General features: G+C 30.0%; 10 protein-coding genes. 1 reads left to right on the top strand and 9 read right to left on the bottom strand.

Annotated elements, in window-relative coordinates; all coding sequences use genetic code 11:
- Positions 1-124: 124 nt before the first annotated feature.
- Positions 125-2,143, bottom strand: a complete 2,019-nt coding sequence (locus tag L3B98_RS28200) for a methyl-accepting chemotaxis protein (RefSeq protein ID WP_238919142.1) — start codon at positions 2,141-2,143, stop codon at positions 125-127.
- Between the two features lie 286 nt (positions 2,144-2,429).
- Here L3B98_RS28200 and L3B98_RS28195 point away from each other — a divergent pair, with 286 nt between their 5' ends.
- Positions 2,430-3,902, top strand: coding sequence for a PLP-dependent aminotransferase family protein (locus L3B98_RS28195; RefSeq protein ID WP_238919141.1), 1,473 nt, complete (start codon positions 2,430-2,432; stop codon positions 3,900-3,902).
- 85 nt (positions 3,903-3,987) lie between these two features.
- On the opposite strand, the gene L3B98_RS28190 is transcribed toward L3B98_RS28195, so the two are convergent.
- The 8 genes from L3B98_RS28190 to L3B98_RS28155 all read right to left on the bottom strand — a co-directional run bounded on the left by L3B98_RS28190 (position 3,988) and on the right by L3B98_RS28155 (position 17,364).
- Complete coding sequence (locus tag L3B98_RS28190) at positions 3,988-4,392, bottom strand: response regulator (RefSeq protein ID WP_015393685.1); 405 nt, start codon at positions 4,390-4,392, stop codon at positions 3,988-3,990.
- A gap of 74 nt (positions 4,393-4,466) precedes the next feature.
- Positions 4,467-6,362 (bottom strand): response regulator, encoded by a 1,896-nt coding sequence (locus tag L3B98_RS28185; RefSeq protein ID WP_238919140.1) that lies wholly within the window; start codon positions 6,360-6,362, stop codon positions 4,467-4,469.
- A 34-nt stretch (positions 6,363-6,396) separates the two neighbouring features.
- Positions 6,397-8,493: a methyl-accepting chemotaxis protein gene (locus L3B98_RS28180; RefSeq protein WP_238919139.1), complete on the bottom strand. Its 2,097-nt coding sequence runs from the start codon at positions 8,491-8,493 to the stop codon at positions 6,397-6,399.
- Between the two features lie 47 nt (positions 8,494-8,540).
- Positions 8,541-10,763, bottom strand: coding sequence for a methyl-accepting chemotaxis protein (locus L3B98_RS28175; RefSeq protein ID WP_238919138.1), 2,223 nt, complete (start codon positions 10,761-10,763; stop codon positions 8,541-8,543).
- A 98-nt stretch (positions 10,764-10,861) separates the two neighbouring features.
- Positions 10,862-14,299, bottom strand: a complete 3,438-nt coding sequence (locus tag L3B98_RS28170) for a methyl-accepting chemotaxis protein (RefSeq protein ID WP_238919137.1) — start codon at positions 14,297-14,299, stop codon at positions 10,862-10,864.
- Positions 14,300-14,352: 53 nt separating this feature from the next.
- Positions 14,353-14,856, bottom strand: coding sequence for a chemotaxis protein CheW (locus L3B98_RS28165; RefSeq protein WP_238919136.1), 504 nt, complete (start codon positions 14,854-14,856; stop codon positions 14,353-14,355).
- A 40-nt stretch (positions 14,857-14,896) separates the two neighbouring features.
- Positions 14,897-16,975, bottom strand: a complete 2,079-nt coding sequence (locus L3B98_RS28160; RefSeq protein ID WP_238919135.1) for a chemotaxis protein CheA — start codon at positions 16,973-16,975, stop codon at positions 14,897-14,899.
- Positions 16,976-17,010: 35 nt separating this feature from the next.
- Entirely contained in the window at positions 17,011-17,364 is a 354-nt protein-coding gene (locus L3B98_RS28155; protein ID WP_015393692.1) for a response regulator, read from the bottom strand.
- Positions 17,365-17,851 lie beyond the last annotated feature (487 nt).

Genomic DNA, 17,851 nt, shown 5'->3' with positions numbered 1-17,851 from the left:
ACGCTGAAATGACTACAAGCCGCCATTTAGAACCTTCCAGCGAAAATTTCACTAGTCCTGTGGAAGATAAATGCATTTGATTTCGGTAATTTTCGCATAAGTCTAATTCTCGCTTTGGATATCTCTATATTTTAAATTTGTTTACTGTATCTTTTAAAGTTTCAACAAGTCGATCTAATCTATTTGCTGTTTCTCCAATTTGATGTATATAAGCTGTCTGTTCTTCATTTGCAGCTGTTACTTCTTCTGTTGCTGCTGAATTTTCTTCTGTTACTGCTGCCACATTATTTATTACATCACTTGTTGTATTAGCTTTATTTGACATTTCTTTTGTAGCTTGAGACACTTCTTCAACAATAGAACTAATTTTATTAAAGGTGTTTTCAATTTGCCCAAAATTTTCACCAACTAAAGTTGCAACCTCAACTCCATGCACTACATTACTTGTACCACTATCCATTTGTTCTGCAATATTTTGAATTTGGGTTTGAATTCCATTTATTAAAGCAGCTATTCTATTCGAAGCTTCACTTGATTCTTCTGCTAAAGTTCTAACTTCTTCAGCAACAACTGCAAAGCCTTTCCCTTGTTCACCAGCTCTTGCAGCTTCAATAGCAGCATTTAAAGCTAATAGATTTGTTTGCTCTGCTATATCCTTAATTACAAACACTATTTGTCCAATCTCTTTAGATTTTTCTAATAATTCTCTAGCTTCTTCAACATTAGCTTTATTAGTTGAAGCTATAATTTGAATACTTTCAATTGCTTCCTTAACTCCTTTCGCCCCAGAGCTACTTACTTTTTTAGAATCTTCCACCATTTCCGTCATATGACCATACTTTGCTGTAACTTCACTTATCTTATCAACAAGTTCTTCTGTTGCTGTAGAAGCTTTACCAGCACTTTCTGCTTGTGCAACAGCACCAGAAGCTATTTCCTGCATACTCTTTGACACTTCATCAGTTCCTCTTAAAGACTCCTCTGTTGCTACAATCAAGTTGCTTGATAAGTTACTTACTTCATTAGCCGAATCACTTATTGCACCTATCATTTCCTTTAATTTACTTGTTGTATTGTTTAAACTTCGTCCAACCTTTCCAATTTCATCATTTGATTTTAACTCTAATTGCACTGTAAGATTACCAGCTGCAATTTCTTCTGAAAACTCTGATAATCTTCTTAATGGCGCTGTAATTCTTTTAGCAACTAATATTATGATTCCTGCAATTAAAATTACAATAACAACAGTTATTAAAAGAAGTGTTGTCATAAGTTTATTAGAAGCTGCTAATAATTCGTCCTCTGAAACTACACTTGCTAAACTCCATCCTGATAAAGGTACTTTATTATAAAAAGCAATATATTTCTCGGTACCTTGATTAAAAGTAAATGTTCCTGTGTCAGTTTGAAGCATCTTATTTCCTAGTTCTTTTACATTAGAATCTTCAGCATCAGCTATTTTAGCTTTCATAACCAAAGATTCATCAGGATTAACAATGAATGTACCATCTTGACCAATTAATAAACTATATCCTTTTTCTCCAAATTTAAAAGCTTTAATCTTATCTTGAATATAGGCTAAATTTACTCCAGATATCATTGTACCAATTGATTTATTTTGTTCATTTTTAATAGGGGCTCCAATAACTACTAGTGCTTTACCAGTTCCCTTTGATATAACAGGATTTGAAATAACAAAAGATGCCCCACTCATAAGAGTTTTATACCAAGGTTTTTCTGCCACATCTCCGTTAACAAAATTTCCATTTGCATACTGAGCTCTCGATTTCCCATCATTATTGAATAATGTTGCTGCCGCGTTATCATACTCTCCAGGATATTCTTTTTCAAAGGCTTTAATTCTATCAGAATTAAATTTATCTACTGATGCAATATCAGTTTCAATGGCCTTTGCTGTAGGCGTATTGGTTGAATTTCTTACTTCAAGAAGCTTTCCTTCAAGCCAACCATTAACATTTTCAGACATAGTTTTTGTTTCTACTGCCTTATCATTAATAACTTCTGTTCTTATAGTTTGTCTAAACTGGTAAATTGCAGTTATGCTTAAGACTAGCATCCCAATTATTACTATAGGTAAAACACTAAACAACAATTTCATTTTAAAAGATAACTTTTTCCACATTTTAAGCTTCCCCCCATTATGCAATTTTTTATGATATGCGAAAATAAAATAAAGTAATTGTCATATCGATTTTATCATATTTGAAATACATTTTCTACAATTTTAGCCATAGTAAATCAAATATTGTTAATTATCTTAAATTTTCCATTAAAATCTTTCATTCTTCGACTTATATTTCAAGTTAAATCTTAATAATTATTGTTATATTTCTGTTAATATTGTAAAGTATGTACAGAAATTGATATAATACTAATGATAATTTCTTAAGGAGAGAGGTGCTCAGACATTGATATTTTCTAATCTTGTTGTAAAAAAAGATGAACCAATATATCTTCAAATAGAAAAACATATCAAACAAGGAATAAAAAATGGAGAATTAAAAAAAGATAGTAAACTTCCTTCTACACGAGAGGTTAGTAAATTTTTAAATATCAGCAGGAATTCAGTTATTTCTGCTTACGAAGAGCTTGAAAGTATGGGGATAATTATTACCAAAAGAGGTATAGGTACTTTCGTTCTGATTGAAGGTGAAAATGAAAATTATGAATATAATGTAGATTATATTAAACGAATAAATGCATATGGAGACACTTTAAAAAAATTTGATATTGTAAAAAGTGAACTTCCATATAAAAAAGGTATGATATCTTTTAAGTCCATTTCTCCTGAGAGTCATCTTTTTAATCTTGATGATTTCAAAAGATCATTCTTAGACGCTTGGACTTATGAAGGTGCTAATTTACTTAATTATGGATATGCTAAGGGGTATAAACCTTTAATTGATTATTTCTTAGAGTACATGAAAGAAAAGCAGATTAATACTATTAATAAAGATATATTAATAACAAATGGATTTACTGAAGCCTTTGATATAGTTATAAGTTCTTTAACTAATGAAGGTGACACAATTATATGTGAAGAACCAACACATAATACTGCTTTAAAGATAATGAAAGCTTATGGCCTTAAAATTGTTCAAGTTAAAATGGACAAAGAAGGTTTAAATATAAAGTCTCTTGAAGAAGCATTAAGTAATCACAACCCCAAATTTGGATATTTAATCCCTTCATATAATAATCCAACTGGTATAGTTACGAAGACCGAACGCAGGAAAGAAATTTATAAACTTTTCCGTAAATTTTCTGTTCCTATAATAGAGGATGGGTTTAACGAAGAATTGTTATATACCAGTTCCCCTATTGATCCAATTGCATCCTTATGTGGTAGTGGTAATGGAGTGATCTATATTGGAAGCCTTTCAAAAATTCTATTTCCAGGGTTAAGAATTGGATGGATATTAGCTGATGATAAACTGGTAGATATTTTAGAAAGTGTAAAACGCGGTAAAAATATTCATTCTTCCTTTCTTGACCAAAGTGCTTTTTATTATTATTTAAAAAGTGGAGCCTTTAACAGATATGTTAAAAATGTTAGAAAATACTATCGAGACAAATACAATCTTGTAGTGAATTTGGTAGAGAAATATATTCCATATGAATATATCACTGGAGAAGGTGGTCTTCATATCTTTGTAAAATTAAAAAATAATTTAGACGCACGCAAACTTTTAGATTTATGCTATAAAGATAATGTTCTATTTATGCCTGGAGATATTTTTTATGAAAATATGCAAAATACTTCTAAATTTATTACTGGAAGCGATACTTTTAGAATTGGTTTTGGAAGAGTAACTGATGAAGATATTGAAAAAGGAATAAAAATTATAGGTAAGAATATACGCTTACTTACAAAAGATTAATATCTTCTTTAAAAAATAGATCAGCTATACCTAATAATATTAAGTATAACTGATCTAATACATATTCATAAATATTAAAGTTCATTTATTTTTTGCCTTTTGTAAAGTTTAATTTTTCCATAACATTTTCTAATTTTTTTATATCTATAGGCTTTGCTGCATAAACTTCACATCCACTATCAAAAGAACTTTTAACAATTTCTGCATCATTTAGCGCTGTTGTCATTATTATTTTTACTTTACTATCTCCTTCAATATTCCTCTGTCTTTCTATTTCCCTTATAGTTTTCAGAACTTTTACACCATCTACTTTTGGCATCATAATATCTAAACATATTAAATCATATGGTTCTCCATCATCCAATGCAATCATAAATGCATCTAACCCTTCCATTCCATCTACAGTAACATCACATCCTCCATATTCAGACATAACCTTATATAAGAATTTTCTGCTTGATAAATCATCTTCTACTATTAATATTTTCATAAAACCACTCCCCTGTGCATTATTTCTTAATTAACTATTCAAAAGAACAACAACAATTATGTAAATCTTTTATCTTAGTTTTTCTTTTGCAGTATAGTAAGAATTTTATCTATATTAGTTTTTATTCCACTATTATCTTGTTTTCTTGCTGCAAGTTCAATTTTAAAAGCTAATGTTTTTATTTGATTTAGATTTTTTGCTTCACATTCTATTTTAATATTATGAGCAATTTTTTCAATTTTAAAATAATTTACTACTTTGCTATTCTTTTCATTAAAATATGAATTTAATTTAACTAATTCATCTAGTAACTGCCTCTTATTAACTTCAATGTCTTCGATTGAATCTTCCTGTTTATATAATTTAGGTTTTAAATAATCTTGAACTATATTTACTTGATCACTTCTTAAATAGTCCTCAATCTTTTTTAATATTCTACTTAATTCATTAATATCAACAGGTTTAGATATATAATCATCCATACCTTGTGATAAAAATTTTTCTTTATCGCCTTTTAGTGCATATGCAGTGGTTGCAATAATAGGAGTATGAATTCCCAATTCCTTTTCATTGCGTCGAATAATTTTAACAGTTTCTACTCCGTCCAATTCTGGCATCTGTATATCCATTAAAATTATATCAAATCTATTATCGTCAAGTAATTTTAAAGCTTCCACACCGTTAGATGCAATTTTTATTTTTTCATATCCCAATTCCTTTAACATTTTCTTAATTACTAATTTGTTTATACTATTATCCTCTACTAACAATATACTCTCTTCTTTTTTATCACAATTAGATACTGAATTAATTGTTGAATCTAATTTTTCCTCTTTAGCTTCTTCTAATTTAATCGTAAAATAAAATCTACTGCCAATTCCTTTTTGACTATCAACCTTAATCTCTCCTCCCATTAAATTAACAAGCTTTTGAGAAATTACTAATCCAAGGCCAGTCCCTCCATATTTTCTTGTTATAGATCCATCTACTTGTGAAAAACTTTTAAAAAGTAATTTCATTTCATCTTTGCTAATTCCAATTCCCAAATCTTCTACAGCAAATTCAATTTCACAAAAATTCTTAGTCCTGCCAACTTCTTTAACTTCTATTAATACAAATCCTTTCTCAGTAAATTTAACAGCATTTGATATCAAATTGTTTAACACTTGACTTAATCTATGCAAGTCACCTACTAAAATTTCAGGAATTTTTTCATCAATATCATAATGTATTTCTATGTACTTTTGATTAGCTTTTGGAATATTTGTGTATACAACGTTTTTTATTAATTCATCTAATTTAAAGTCTATATGCTCTATTGACACTTTTTCAGCTTCAATTTTTGATAAATCTAAAATATTATTTATTAGAGACAATAAACTATGGGCACAATTTTTTACAATATTTAAATTTTCCCTTTGTTCACTTGACAGATTTGATGCCAGTGTTAAATCTGTCATACCTATTATCCCATTTAAAGGAGTTCTTATTTCATGGCTCATATTTGCCAAAAATTCACTTTTTGCTTTATTGGCTGAATCCGCCGCTTTCGAAAGTTTAATAAGCTCCTCATTCCTTTCTTTATATTCTGTAATATCAGTAAATCCAACAATTACTTGATCTTCTCCAAAATTTTTTATTGGAATTGTTTGAATTTTAAACCACGCTTTTTTAGATAAATTGTTTTCTATTACATTAATTTCAACTTCTTCATCCCCACAAGGTTTTAACGTTCTAATTGTATCCATAACGATCTGCCTTAACCTACAATTTAAACATTCTTTACTTTTACCACATCCATGCTTTGAGTTGAAACAATTTATATAATATCCTGGACCCTCATCATCATTTTCGCTAATATTTTGTGAATTTAAATTATTATATTTAACATCCATATTTTTATCAACAATAATTACTAATAGAGCTAAATGGCTAATAATAGTATCTAGAGCAATTTTCTCAAATCTCAATTTAATTATTCACCAACCTTATTCTAATTCATTATTAATATTTACCAAATTCATTATCACTTAAATCTAATCTGATTTTTTGAATAGAATTTGCAGCTTCTGTATATGGTTTATTATTACTTATGCTATTATAATTTTGCTTTCGCATATAACTTTGTGCTTGAATAGCCTTTTCTGACATCATAATAGAATTTTTTAGTTTAAAACTTGAAACCATATTTTTAAGCAATTCTGATTGACTTGAAAGCTCTTCACTGGCTGCTGCACTTTCTTCTGCTGTTGCAGAATTAGTTTGAACCACTTGTGATACCTGTTCAATTCCAACATTTATTTGGGTAATTCCAGTAGCTTGCTCTTCTGACGATGCAGCTATTTCTGATACAAGAATTGCAGCTTTTGATACCCCATCAACTATTTCATATAAAGCCTTTGCTGTATTATTTGCAATTTCTGTTCCTCTTTCGGCCTTCTTAATAGATCCTTCTATCAATGTTGTAGTTTCCTTAGCTGCATTTGCACTTCTTGCTGCCAAATTTCTTACTTCCTCTGCAACTACTGCAAAACCTTTTCCATGTTGTCCAGCTCTTGCTGCTTCCACTGCTGCATTAAGAGCAAGTATATTTGTTTGAAAAGCTATTTCATCTATTACTTTTATTATCTTTGAAATATTTGCCGATGATTCATTTATCTCTCCCATAGATTTAAGCATTTCACTCATATGCTCATTTCCATCGTTAGCATTTTCCTTAACCTTCAATGCAAGTTCTTTTGCTGTATTTGCGTTTCCAGAATTTTCTTTGGTTTGTGCTGCTATTTCTGTTATAGAGGCTGTTAACTCTTCTAAGGAACTTGCTTGTTCAGTAGCTCCTCTAGCCAAAGCTTGACTTCCATCCGAAATTTGGCTTGCTCCTGAAAACACCTGCTCTGCTGCTCCATTTATTTCACCAAGTACTGAATTTAAAGAATCAGTTGTTGTATTAACTGCGTTAGCTAATGCCCCAAAATCACCTTTATAATTTCCATTAACTGAAACATCTAAATTTCCTTTAGACATTTCTTTCATAACTTCATTAACTTCCATAATCGGATTTGCCATAGCTTCAATTAATTCATTAATCCCTTCTATTATCTTTTGAAAATCTCCACTATGTATAGATGAATCAGCTCTTTCATCAAGCTTTCCTTCCTTAGCTGCTTTTGATAAAGTATTTGTATCCATTACCAAATTTCTAATATTTGATATCATTTTATTCATAGCAGGCGTTATTTCATCTTTTTCATCTATTTCAACTAAATCCATGCTCACATCACCTTGAGCAATTCTATTCATTACAGCAACTATTTTGGTTTGAAGATTTTCAGCAAGTTCATCCATAGTTCTAGCCATTTCTCCTATTTCATCTCTTGTACTTATATTTGCTCTATCCCTAACATGTCCTTTAGAAATTTCTTTTAGTATATTCTTAACCTTATTAACTGGATTACTAATTAAATTTGATAATACAAATCCAAGAATTGTAGAAATTATTATTCCTATAATAATAATTACCAGCATTGAAATAGTTGCATTACTTACAGTTTTCATATTAGTTTCAGCTTTACTCTTTCCTTGGTTTTCCTTAAGGTCAATGAGCTTAGATGCTGAAGTATCTATTGCTTTTGCAAGAACACTTCCATCACCATTTACAAGGGCAATTGCTTCATCATCTTTGTTCCGCATTGCATATTCAGCTATTTTATCTCTAACTGGTCTATATTTATCTATATTTTCTTTTAACTCATTGTACTCATCCATTATATTTTGAGCTTTTATTGTATTTTTAAAGTCATTCATAAATTTATCAATTTCATTATCAGTTTCAGTTAATAATTTTCTATTCTCTTTGTTTTTGTCAATATCATTCTCCATTATCATATTTCTAAGATTAACTCTATTTTTTTGCAAATCTACCTGAACAACGGTAATTGAGGTTATAGGCTCAGTATTATCAGTATATAATTCGTTGTCTAGCTTACCAATAGTTTGCATATTAGATATCCCTACATATCCAACCATTCCCATCATAATAACTATTAAGAAAAAACACAAAATTATTTTATTTCTAATCTTTAGATTCATAAACAAATTCATATATTTGCACCCCTTATATGCTTATAAAATTAAAAACATTCTTTAGATTAATATTTACCAAATTCACTATCACTTAAATCAATTTGTAATTTATTTAATGTTGCTGCCGATTCTTTATGTACATTATTATTCTTTGAATTATAAGCTATGCTTCTTTTAGGATTCTTGAAATTCATAATGCTATTTTCACTGCTACTACTCCTTAGCTTAAAGTTTGCAACCATATCTTTAAGTAACTCTGATTGACTTGAAAGCTCTTCACTTGCCGCAGCACTCTCTTCAGCAGTAGCTGAATTTGTTTGAACAACACGTGATACTTGTTCAATTCCAATATTTATTTGTGTAAGGCCACTAGCTTGCTCTTCAGAAGCCGCTGCTATCTCTGATACAAGAGTTGCAGCTTTCGATACTCCATCAACTATTTCATATAAAGCTTTTGCAGTATTATTAGCAATTTCTGTTCCCTTTTCAGCCTTAATAATAGAGCCTTCTATAAGAGTTGTAGTTTCCTTAGCTGCATTAGCACTTCTTGCTGCTAAATTTCTTACTTCCTCTGCAACTACCGCAAAGCCTTTTCCGTGTTGACCAGCCCTTGCTGCTTCCACTGCTGCATTAAGAGCAAGTATATTAGTTTGGAAGGCTATCTCATCTATAACCTTTATTATTTTTGATATGTTTGCAGATGATTCATTTATTTCTCCCATAGACTTAAGCATTTCACTCATATGCTCATTTCCTTCTTCTGCATTTGTTTTAACCTTAAGGGCAAGTTCTTTTGCTTGATTTGCATTTGTTGCATTTTCTCTAGTTTGTGCGGCAACTTCTGTTATTGATGATGTTAATTCTTCTATGGAACTAGCTTGTTCTGTTGCTCCTCTTGATAATGCCTGACTAGCATCTGAAACTTGGCTTGCTCCTGAATAAACTTGTTCTGACGCTGAATTTATTTCACCAAGAACTTCATTTAATGAATCTACAATTCTATTTAAGGAAACAGAAATGCTCTTGAAATTCCCATCAAATTCTTTAATATTTTCAATAACAAGATTTCCCTTTGAAATTTCTCCAATAATCTGATCAATTTCTCCTACTATAACACTTAAACTTTCTCCTGTAGTATTAACTGCTTTTGCTAATACTCCAAATTCACCTTTATAATCACCCTCAACTCTCACCTCTAAATTTCCATTAGAAATTCCACTCATTGTTCTATTTACTTCTTGTATTGGCTTTACCATAGCTTCAATTAATTCATTTACACCTTCTACTATTTTTCTGAAATCTCCGCTATGTTTAGCTGCATCTGCTCGTGTATTTAATTTGCCTTCTGTTGCTGCTTTTGATAACATACTTGAATCTTCAACTAATGCTCTAATATTTTCAGCAGCTTTATTTAATGCTGGTGATACTTCGTCTTTTTCATCCTTAACAAGAACCTCAATACTTACATCACCATTGGCAATTTTATTAATATTTCCAATTACATTTGTTTGTAAATCTTCAGCAAAAGCATCAATTGCTTTAGCCATTTGTCCAATTTCATCCATTGTTTCAATATTCAATCTCTCTCCAAAATGTCCTTTGCCCATTTCACCAATCATATTTGCCACTTTCTGCACAGGTTTTGTAATCAATCTTGAAATATATAATCCAATCAATATTGATGCAATAATTACAATTGCTATTACTGTGAGCATTAAGCTTATAGTTGTATTAATATTAGTTGTATTTAAATCAATTTTTTGTTTTGCAGCATTAATCTTTGCTGCAGTTAAATCTCTAATTGCCTTCTCTTCTGCTTGTCCCAATTGAGCATTCTCATTATTCTTTATAATAGCTTCTTCTTTCTTTCCTGCTTTAGCCAATGCTAATACTTTATCCAATTCTGGTCCATATGCATCTCTTGCTTTGACAAAAATATCAAATTGTCTCCTTACTTCCTCTGTTACAATAGTTTTCTGAATTGAATTTTGAAGTTTATCTATATTTGATCTTATTTCCGAGATTTCCTTTGATTTAGCTTCTACTACATCCTGTGATTGCGCATTTATAAGATCTCTAATATCAACTCTCATAGTTTGAAATATAGTTCCAAGCTCTCCTATTTCTGATATTGGAACTGTCATATTATTATATAACTCTGTATCTAAGCTATTTGCTTGTTTCAAGGAATAAATACCATATCCACCCATACATCCAGAAATTAACGCTATAAAAGCAAACCCTAATATTAACTTTTTACTCATTCTCATATTAATAAACCATTTCACATTATTTTCCCCCTTCAGCTATATAAATCAATGTATTATTGAAGAAGAGGTGATAAATTGCACCTCTCTTCAACATTTCATCAATTTTTATAACATTTTCAATATTTGCCAAACTCATTATCACTTAAATCTATTTCAACTTTAGTTAATGTAGCAGCAGATTCTTTCTGATACATATTATTCTTTGCATTATAAGCTTTGTTTCTATTGGATCTCTTATAATTCATAATATTGTTATCACTACTACTATTCTTTAACCTAAAGTTTGCAACCATATCTTTTAGTAATTCTGATTGACTTGAAAGTTCTTCACTAGCCGCAGCACTCTCTTCTGCTGTAGCTGAGTTTGTTTGAATAACTCGTGACACTTGTTCGATTCCAACATTTATTTGTGTAATACCACTAGCTTGTTCTTCTGAAGCTGCTGCTATTTCTGAAACAAGAGATGCTGCTTTTGTTACACCATCAACTATTTCATATAAAGCTTTTGCCGTATTATTTGCAATTTCAGTTCCTGTTTCAGCTTTCCTAATTGATCCTTCAATAAGTGTTGTAGTTTCCTTTGCAGCATTAGCACTTCTTGCTGCTAAATTTCTTACTTCTTCTGCTACCACAGCAAAGCCCTTTCCATGTTGACCAGCTCTTGCTGCTTCTACTGCAGCATTTAAAGCTAAAATATTAGTTTGGAAGGCTATTTCATCTATTACCTTAATTATCTTTGATATATTTGCAGAAGACTCATTAATTTCACTCATAGACTTAAGCATTTCACTCATATGCCTATTTCCATCTTCAGCATTTTCCTTAACTTTTAGAGCAAGGTCTTTTGCTTGATTTGCATTAACAGAGTTTTCTCTTGTTTGTGCTGCAACCTCTGTTATTGATGCTGTTAATTCCTCAATTGAACTTGCCTGTTCTGTAGCTCCTTTTGATAAAGCCTGGCTTCCATCTGCAACTTGGCCTGCTCCAGTAAACACTTGTTCTGCTGCAGAATTAATCTCTCCAAGAACACTATTTAAAGATTCTACTATCCTATTTAAAGATAAAGAAATACTCTTAAAGTTTCCATGGAATTCTGTTACATTTTCTATTGCTAAATTACCATTTGAGATTTCTCCTATTACACTATCAATTTCTCCCACAATTCTCTTTAAACCTTTTTCTGTAGAATTCACAGCTTTTGCCAATACTCCAAACTCACCTTTATACGATTCACTTACAGAATTCTCCAAGTTACCTTTAGATATTTCGTTCATAACACTAGTAACTTCTTGTATTGGGTTTACCATAGCTTCAATTAATTTATTTACCCCTTCTACTATCTTTCTATAATCTCCATTATGTTTAGCTGCTTCAGCTCTTATATTAAGATTCCCTTCTGTTGCCGCTTCAGATAACATATTTGCATCTTCTACTAAAGCCTTTATATTATCAATACAACTATTTAAATTGTTCTTGATTAAATTGAAATCTCCATAATATGCAGCCGTTATCTTTTCTGGAAGATCTCCTTTACTTATTCTGTCTACATATTCAGCTGTCACATTTATTGGTGCGACAAAAGCATCTATTAATTTATTTATTCCTTCAACTAATGTGCCCCAGCCTCCAGCAAATTTTTTTGAATTTCCTCTTGTATCAAGCTCACCTGCCTGTGTTGCTTTTATTAAATCATCAGTTTCATTTAATAAACCATTCATTACATCTATGCAGTTGTTTAAGTTATTCTTTATTTCATTAAAATCACCATGATATTCATCAGTTATTTTATCAGGAATATCTCCTCTGCTTATTCTATCTACATATTCAGCAGCAACATGCAGAGGTCCTATTACTGAATCTAGTGTTTTATTTACACCTTCTACTATCTTTTTAAAAGCTCCACTATGCTTTTCAGCATCTGCTCTTGTATCTAACTTTCCTTCTGTTGCAGCTTTAGATAACACATTAGAATCTTTAATAAGATTATCTACAGCATTTTTAACTTCTTCTAAACTATCAGAAATGCTTTTAAATTGTTTACTAACTTCTTCAGTATAACTATCAGGCTCTTTAATTTTCAAATCAAAATCGGTATTACCACTTGATAATAACTTTAAATTTCCTTCAATCCTTTCAACTTCAGTTTTCGTATAGTCACTAACTCTAATAATAGGTGTTAGATCAGTTACAACTTCAACATATCCAACAGTTTCACCCTTTTTATTCTTTAAATATGATGTATCCTGCTTATTACTCATACCACACCATTCAAAGAAGCTTTCTGTTTTTCCCTTATGAAGCTGCTTAATTCCACATTTCTCTGTATTGCAGATATTAGCTCCAGCATTACAACATTGTAATCCATATCCTGATTTACGATCTCTTACAACACCTTGCTCAATCATTAACTTTTCAAATGCCTTATTCATGTATGTCCAATTCATATCTTTATCGGTTACATGTATTGGGAATGGTATTGCATCTATTATTGCTTCATACCAAACTGCCTTATCAACTACAGTATCCAATGTTTCATTTACACCCTCTATAATCTTTTTAAAATCACCTTCATGCTTTGATGAATCAGCTCTAACTTCAAAATTTCCTTCAATAGCAGCTTTGGATAGCATATTTGCATCCAATACTAATTTTCTAACATTTTCTATTATTTTGTTTAATGCTGGTACTATTTCATCTTTGTCATCTCTAACTTCTAAATTCATACTAACATCGCCATTAGCAATTTTTTTCATAGTTCCTATTACTACACCTTGCAATGATTCTGAAAAAATATCCATTACTTTGGCCATTTGACCTATTTCATCCTTTGTATCAAGTTTGATTCTTTCTCCAAGATGCCCTTTGCTCATTTCTTCAAGAATATGTAACACTCTATTAATTGGCTTACTTATTAACCCTGAAATTATAATTCCCAATACAAGAGCTATAATTATTCCTAAGATAATTATTCCAAGCATTGTTATTGTTGCAGTACTAGAAGACTTTGAATTATTATCAGCTTTTTCTTTACCTTGAGTTTCCTTTAATTCAATAAGCTTTGTTGCTGAGGCATCTACACTATTTACAAGATTTGAACCTTCTCCATTCATTAAACTTATTGCTTCATCAGTTTTATTTTGTAATCTCAATTCAATTATTTTATCTCTAACTGGTCTATAACTGTCTATATTTTTTCTTAAGTTATTAAATTCTTCAAGTACCGCATTATTTAAAATGCTGCTCTTAAATTCTTCCATGGTTTTATCTACTACTTTGTCATTTTCAAGTAAAGCATTTTTAGCTTCGTTGTTCTTATTAATATCATTTTCAATTATTATATTTCTGGTTATAATTCTGTTTTTCTGCAAATTTACTTGTATACTACTCATAATACCAATAGGTTTAGTATTATTTTCATATAATTCATTATCTAATGTACTTATTTTTTGAAGATTTAATATTCCAATTAGACCAACAAGTCCCATTAAAATAACCAAACCTATGAACGCAATAAAAATCTTACTTTTTATCTTTAAATTCATATACCATCTCATAATCAAATTCCCCTCATTTTCATTTTATTCCCACATTTACCCAGTCAAAAGATTTAAAGTTCCACACTTTTTATTTCTTCTATTTCATCTTCCTCTAATAATTTATGACAATCAATAAGAAGCCTAACTTCATTTTGAGTTTTACCAATACCCTTTATATATTTGTTTGCATTATCCTTATTAGAATTTATCTTAGGTGGTGGTGAAATATTACTTTCATCAATATTCACTACCTCTAAAACCCTGTCAATTATTAACCCAATATTAATATTTCCAATTTCAACTACTACGATGCAAGTTCTGTCATCGTATTCTTTTTGTTCCTTCTTAAATCTTAACCTTACATCCATAACTGGTATAATCTTTCCTCTAAGATTAATTACACCCTTAATATAATTAGGAAGTTCAGGAACCGCTGTAATTGGTTCAATACCTATAATTTCTGTCACATACTTAATATCAATCCCATAGCATTCATTCCCAATAGAGAATATTAAATATTTGTCCTTTTGAGTATCTTCCTCACTTTCAACTACTTTTTCCAATAAGTCCTCCATACTTTGTCCTCCAATCCTTTTATCCAATACCAGATATTATTTAAAGATTTACAATTTCAGATACATTTAATATTAAACTTATAGTAGCATCTCCAAGTAATGAGCAACCACTTACCCCCTTTACCTTCTTTATATAGTCTGGAAGAGCTTTAATAACTACTTGTTGTTCTCCTATAAGCTTATCTGCAAAAATACATTTAACTTTGCCTTGATCTTCTACCATAATTACAATACCATCTTCGATATTTACAATGTCAGTTTCAACATTATATAATTCATGAAGCCTTAATATTGAATAACATTCACCTCTAATAAGTATCATTTCCTTATTATCAAGGTCTTTAATTATATCTTCTTTTTTTATAATAAACGATTGTCTTATAGATGTTACAGGAATTGTAAATACAGTATTACCAACTTTTATTGTCATACCATCAATTATTGCAAGAGTTAATGGTATTTTTATTGAAAACGTTGAACCTTGTCCTGGAACACTATCAACACTTACATTTCCTCTAATCTTTTCTATTTCTTTTACTACCACATCCATTCCTACTCCACGTCCAGAAAATTCTGTAACCTTATCCTTAGTTGAAAAACCTGGTAAGAAAATCATAGAATAAATTTCTTTATCGGTTAGTTCCGTATCTTTTACTTTTACTAAACTATTTTCTCTGGCTTTTTCTAATATTTTCTCTTTATTAAGCCCTTTACCATCATCTTTAACAACAATCCAAACTTCTCCTCCTGTGCTTTTTGCCTCAATTGTTACTTTAGCATTTAATTGTTTTCCACTATGTAATCGCTCTTCTTTAGTTTCTATTCCGTGATCCATAGAATTTCTTATTATATGCATCAATGGATCCCCTATATGTTCGATTATGTTTTTATCCACTTCCGTATCTTGTCCTATAATTACAAGTTCACAATCTTTATCTAGCTTCTTGCTCATATCTCGAACTATTCTATTCATTTTATTTAATGTTGGAGCTAAAGAAACCATTCTTATAGACATTACAACATCTTGGAGATCTGAAAGTCTTTTCCTATGTTGCCTTGCAGCTTTATTAAAACTATCTAATTGTAAATTTACAATCTCTGGATTTTTAGTTACCATTGCTTCTGAAATAACTAATTCGCCTACTAAATCCATAAGTTTATCAAGTTTGTTTACATCAACACTAATCAAACTTTGTTTGTGTGCAGTTTTAGTTACTGTCTTTTCTTTCTGCTTTTCTTTTTCAATTTCTTTTATTTCATTTTCCTTGATTTCATTTATTATCGCTTCTTCTATCTTTTCATCTTGTTTTCTATAATTATCATAAAATTCAGTTTCATTGTTAAATTCAGTTATATCTACTCTGTTTAAAAACACAGTTTCCATTAAAAATTCTTTTATATTTTTCAGGCTATAATTTGTTTTTAAAAATACTTTAAATCCCTCTTGTTTTATGATTTCACAAGTTTCATTGTTTTCAATAATATCTTCTGGATAAAAATAACATACTTCAGATACTTCTTTTAGCTTATGAACCACAGTAAAACACCTTATGTTTTCCATCTCACATAATTCTTCAAAAAATAATGTTGCACTAAAAAAGTTTAGGTTTGAATCTGTTTTATCATTACTAATATAATATTTTTGAACCTCTTCAGTTTTATTAATAATTTCTTTTTCCTTAACCACTTCGTTATCTGAATTTTCTGATATTTGATTAGATGATTTTAGCCCTTCTAGAAACTTTTTCGCCTTATCTATAAATAATGAAAAGTCGCCATCGGCGTCCTTATCATTATTTATTTTTTCTGTTTCTGCTCTAATTAAATCGCTTCCCTCAAGAACTAAATCTGTAAGATCTGAATAATCTATTGTGTCTGGTTTGGATTCTCTTATAAAATAAAATATATCTTCAATCGTATGAGAGAGGTTTGAAATATTATCAAACATCATCATACCTGAAGATCCTTTTATTGTATGCATTATTCTAAATATTTCATTAATTGCATCTGTTTCTAACTCATTAACTTTTTCACTGTCAATAATAAGTTCCTGAAGCTTTTCCAACATCTCAAAGGTTTCAAAAATAAAAATATCGAGCATAGGTTCTCTAGTGTCCATAATTTTCCCCCCCAGTTATACAGTTTTCTTAACTTTTAAAACTTACTTAAAGCTTTTATTAGATAATCTTCTTTAAATGGTTTTACCACAAAACCTTTTGCTCCTAATAAAACAGCTTCTTTGATTTTAACTTCCTGTCCCATAGCACTAAGCATAATAACTTGAGCTTTTGGATCATATTTCATGATTTCTCCTAAAGCCTCAATGCCATCCATTTCAGGCATAGTTATATCCATTGTTACAATTTCTGGTTTTAACATTTTATACATTTCCACAGCTTTTAAGCCATTGTCTGCCTCACCTACAACTTCATATCCATTTTTCTCAAGTGACGTTTTCAGTGACAGTCTCATAAAAGCTGCATCGTCGACAACAAGTACCTTTTTCATTTATTAACCCCTCCCATTAATACAATAAGTTGCTCAAATAATTAGAAATTTCCTATTTATTATATTAGTATTGTATTATTCAACAAATCACTATCTGATTTATAGATTGTATAATTAAATACAATTTTTTCTTAAAAAAACATATACCAACGCAAATAGATTCCTTAATTTTATTGTAATGATTTATACATAAATGTCAATGTGTGCATATCTTTGTCTTTTACTAAAATTTCCAAAAATAAAAGGAATTTACTGAATATTTCCCTTCAAATTCAGTAAATTCCTCAGTTTTATAGCATTATTACATAGATTTAACTCCCAAAATGCACAACGCATAATTTCTAATGCATATGGCACAATTTCTAATGCCCATTGCATCCATTATCTGTGTTAATTCCACTTAGCTTTATTTCATAGAATTAGACTTATGCAACAATTACCGAAATCAGATACATTTATCTTCCACAGGACTAGTGAAATTTTCGCT

The sequence above is a fragment of the Clostridium sp. YIM B02555 genome, assembly GCF_022320955.1.
Lineage (GTDB): Bacteria > Bacillota > Clostridia > Clostridiales > Clostridiaceae > Clostridium > Clostridium saccharoperbutylacetonicum.
Note: the sequence above shows the minus strand (reverse complement) of the source record. Positions and strands in the feature narration are given on the sequence as shown.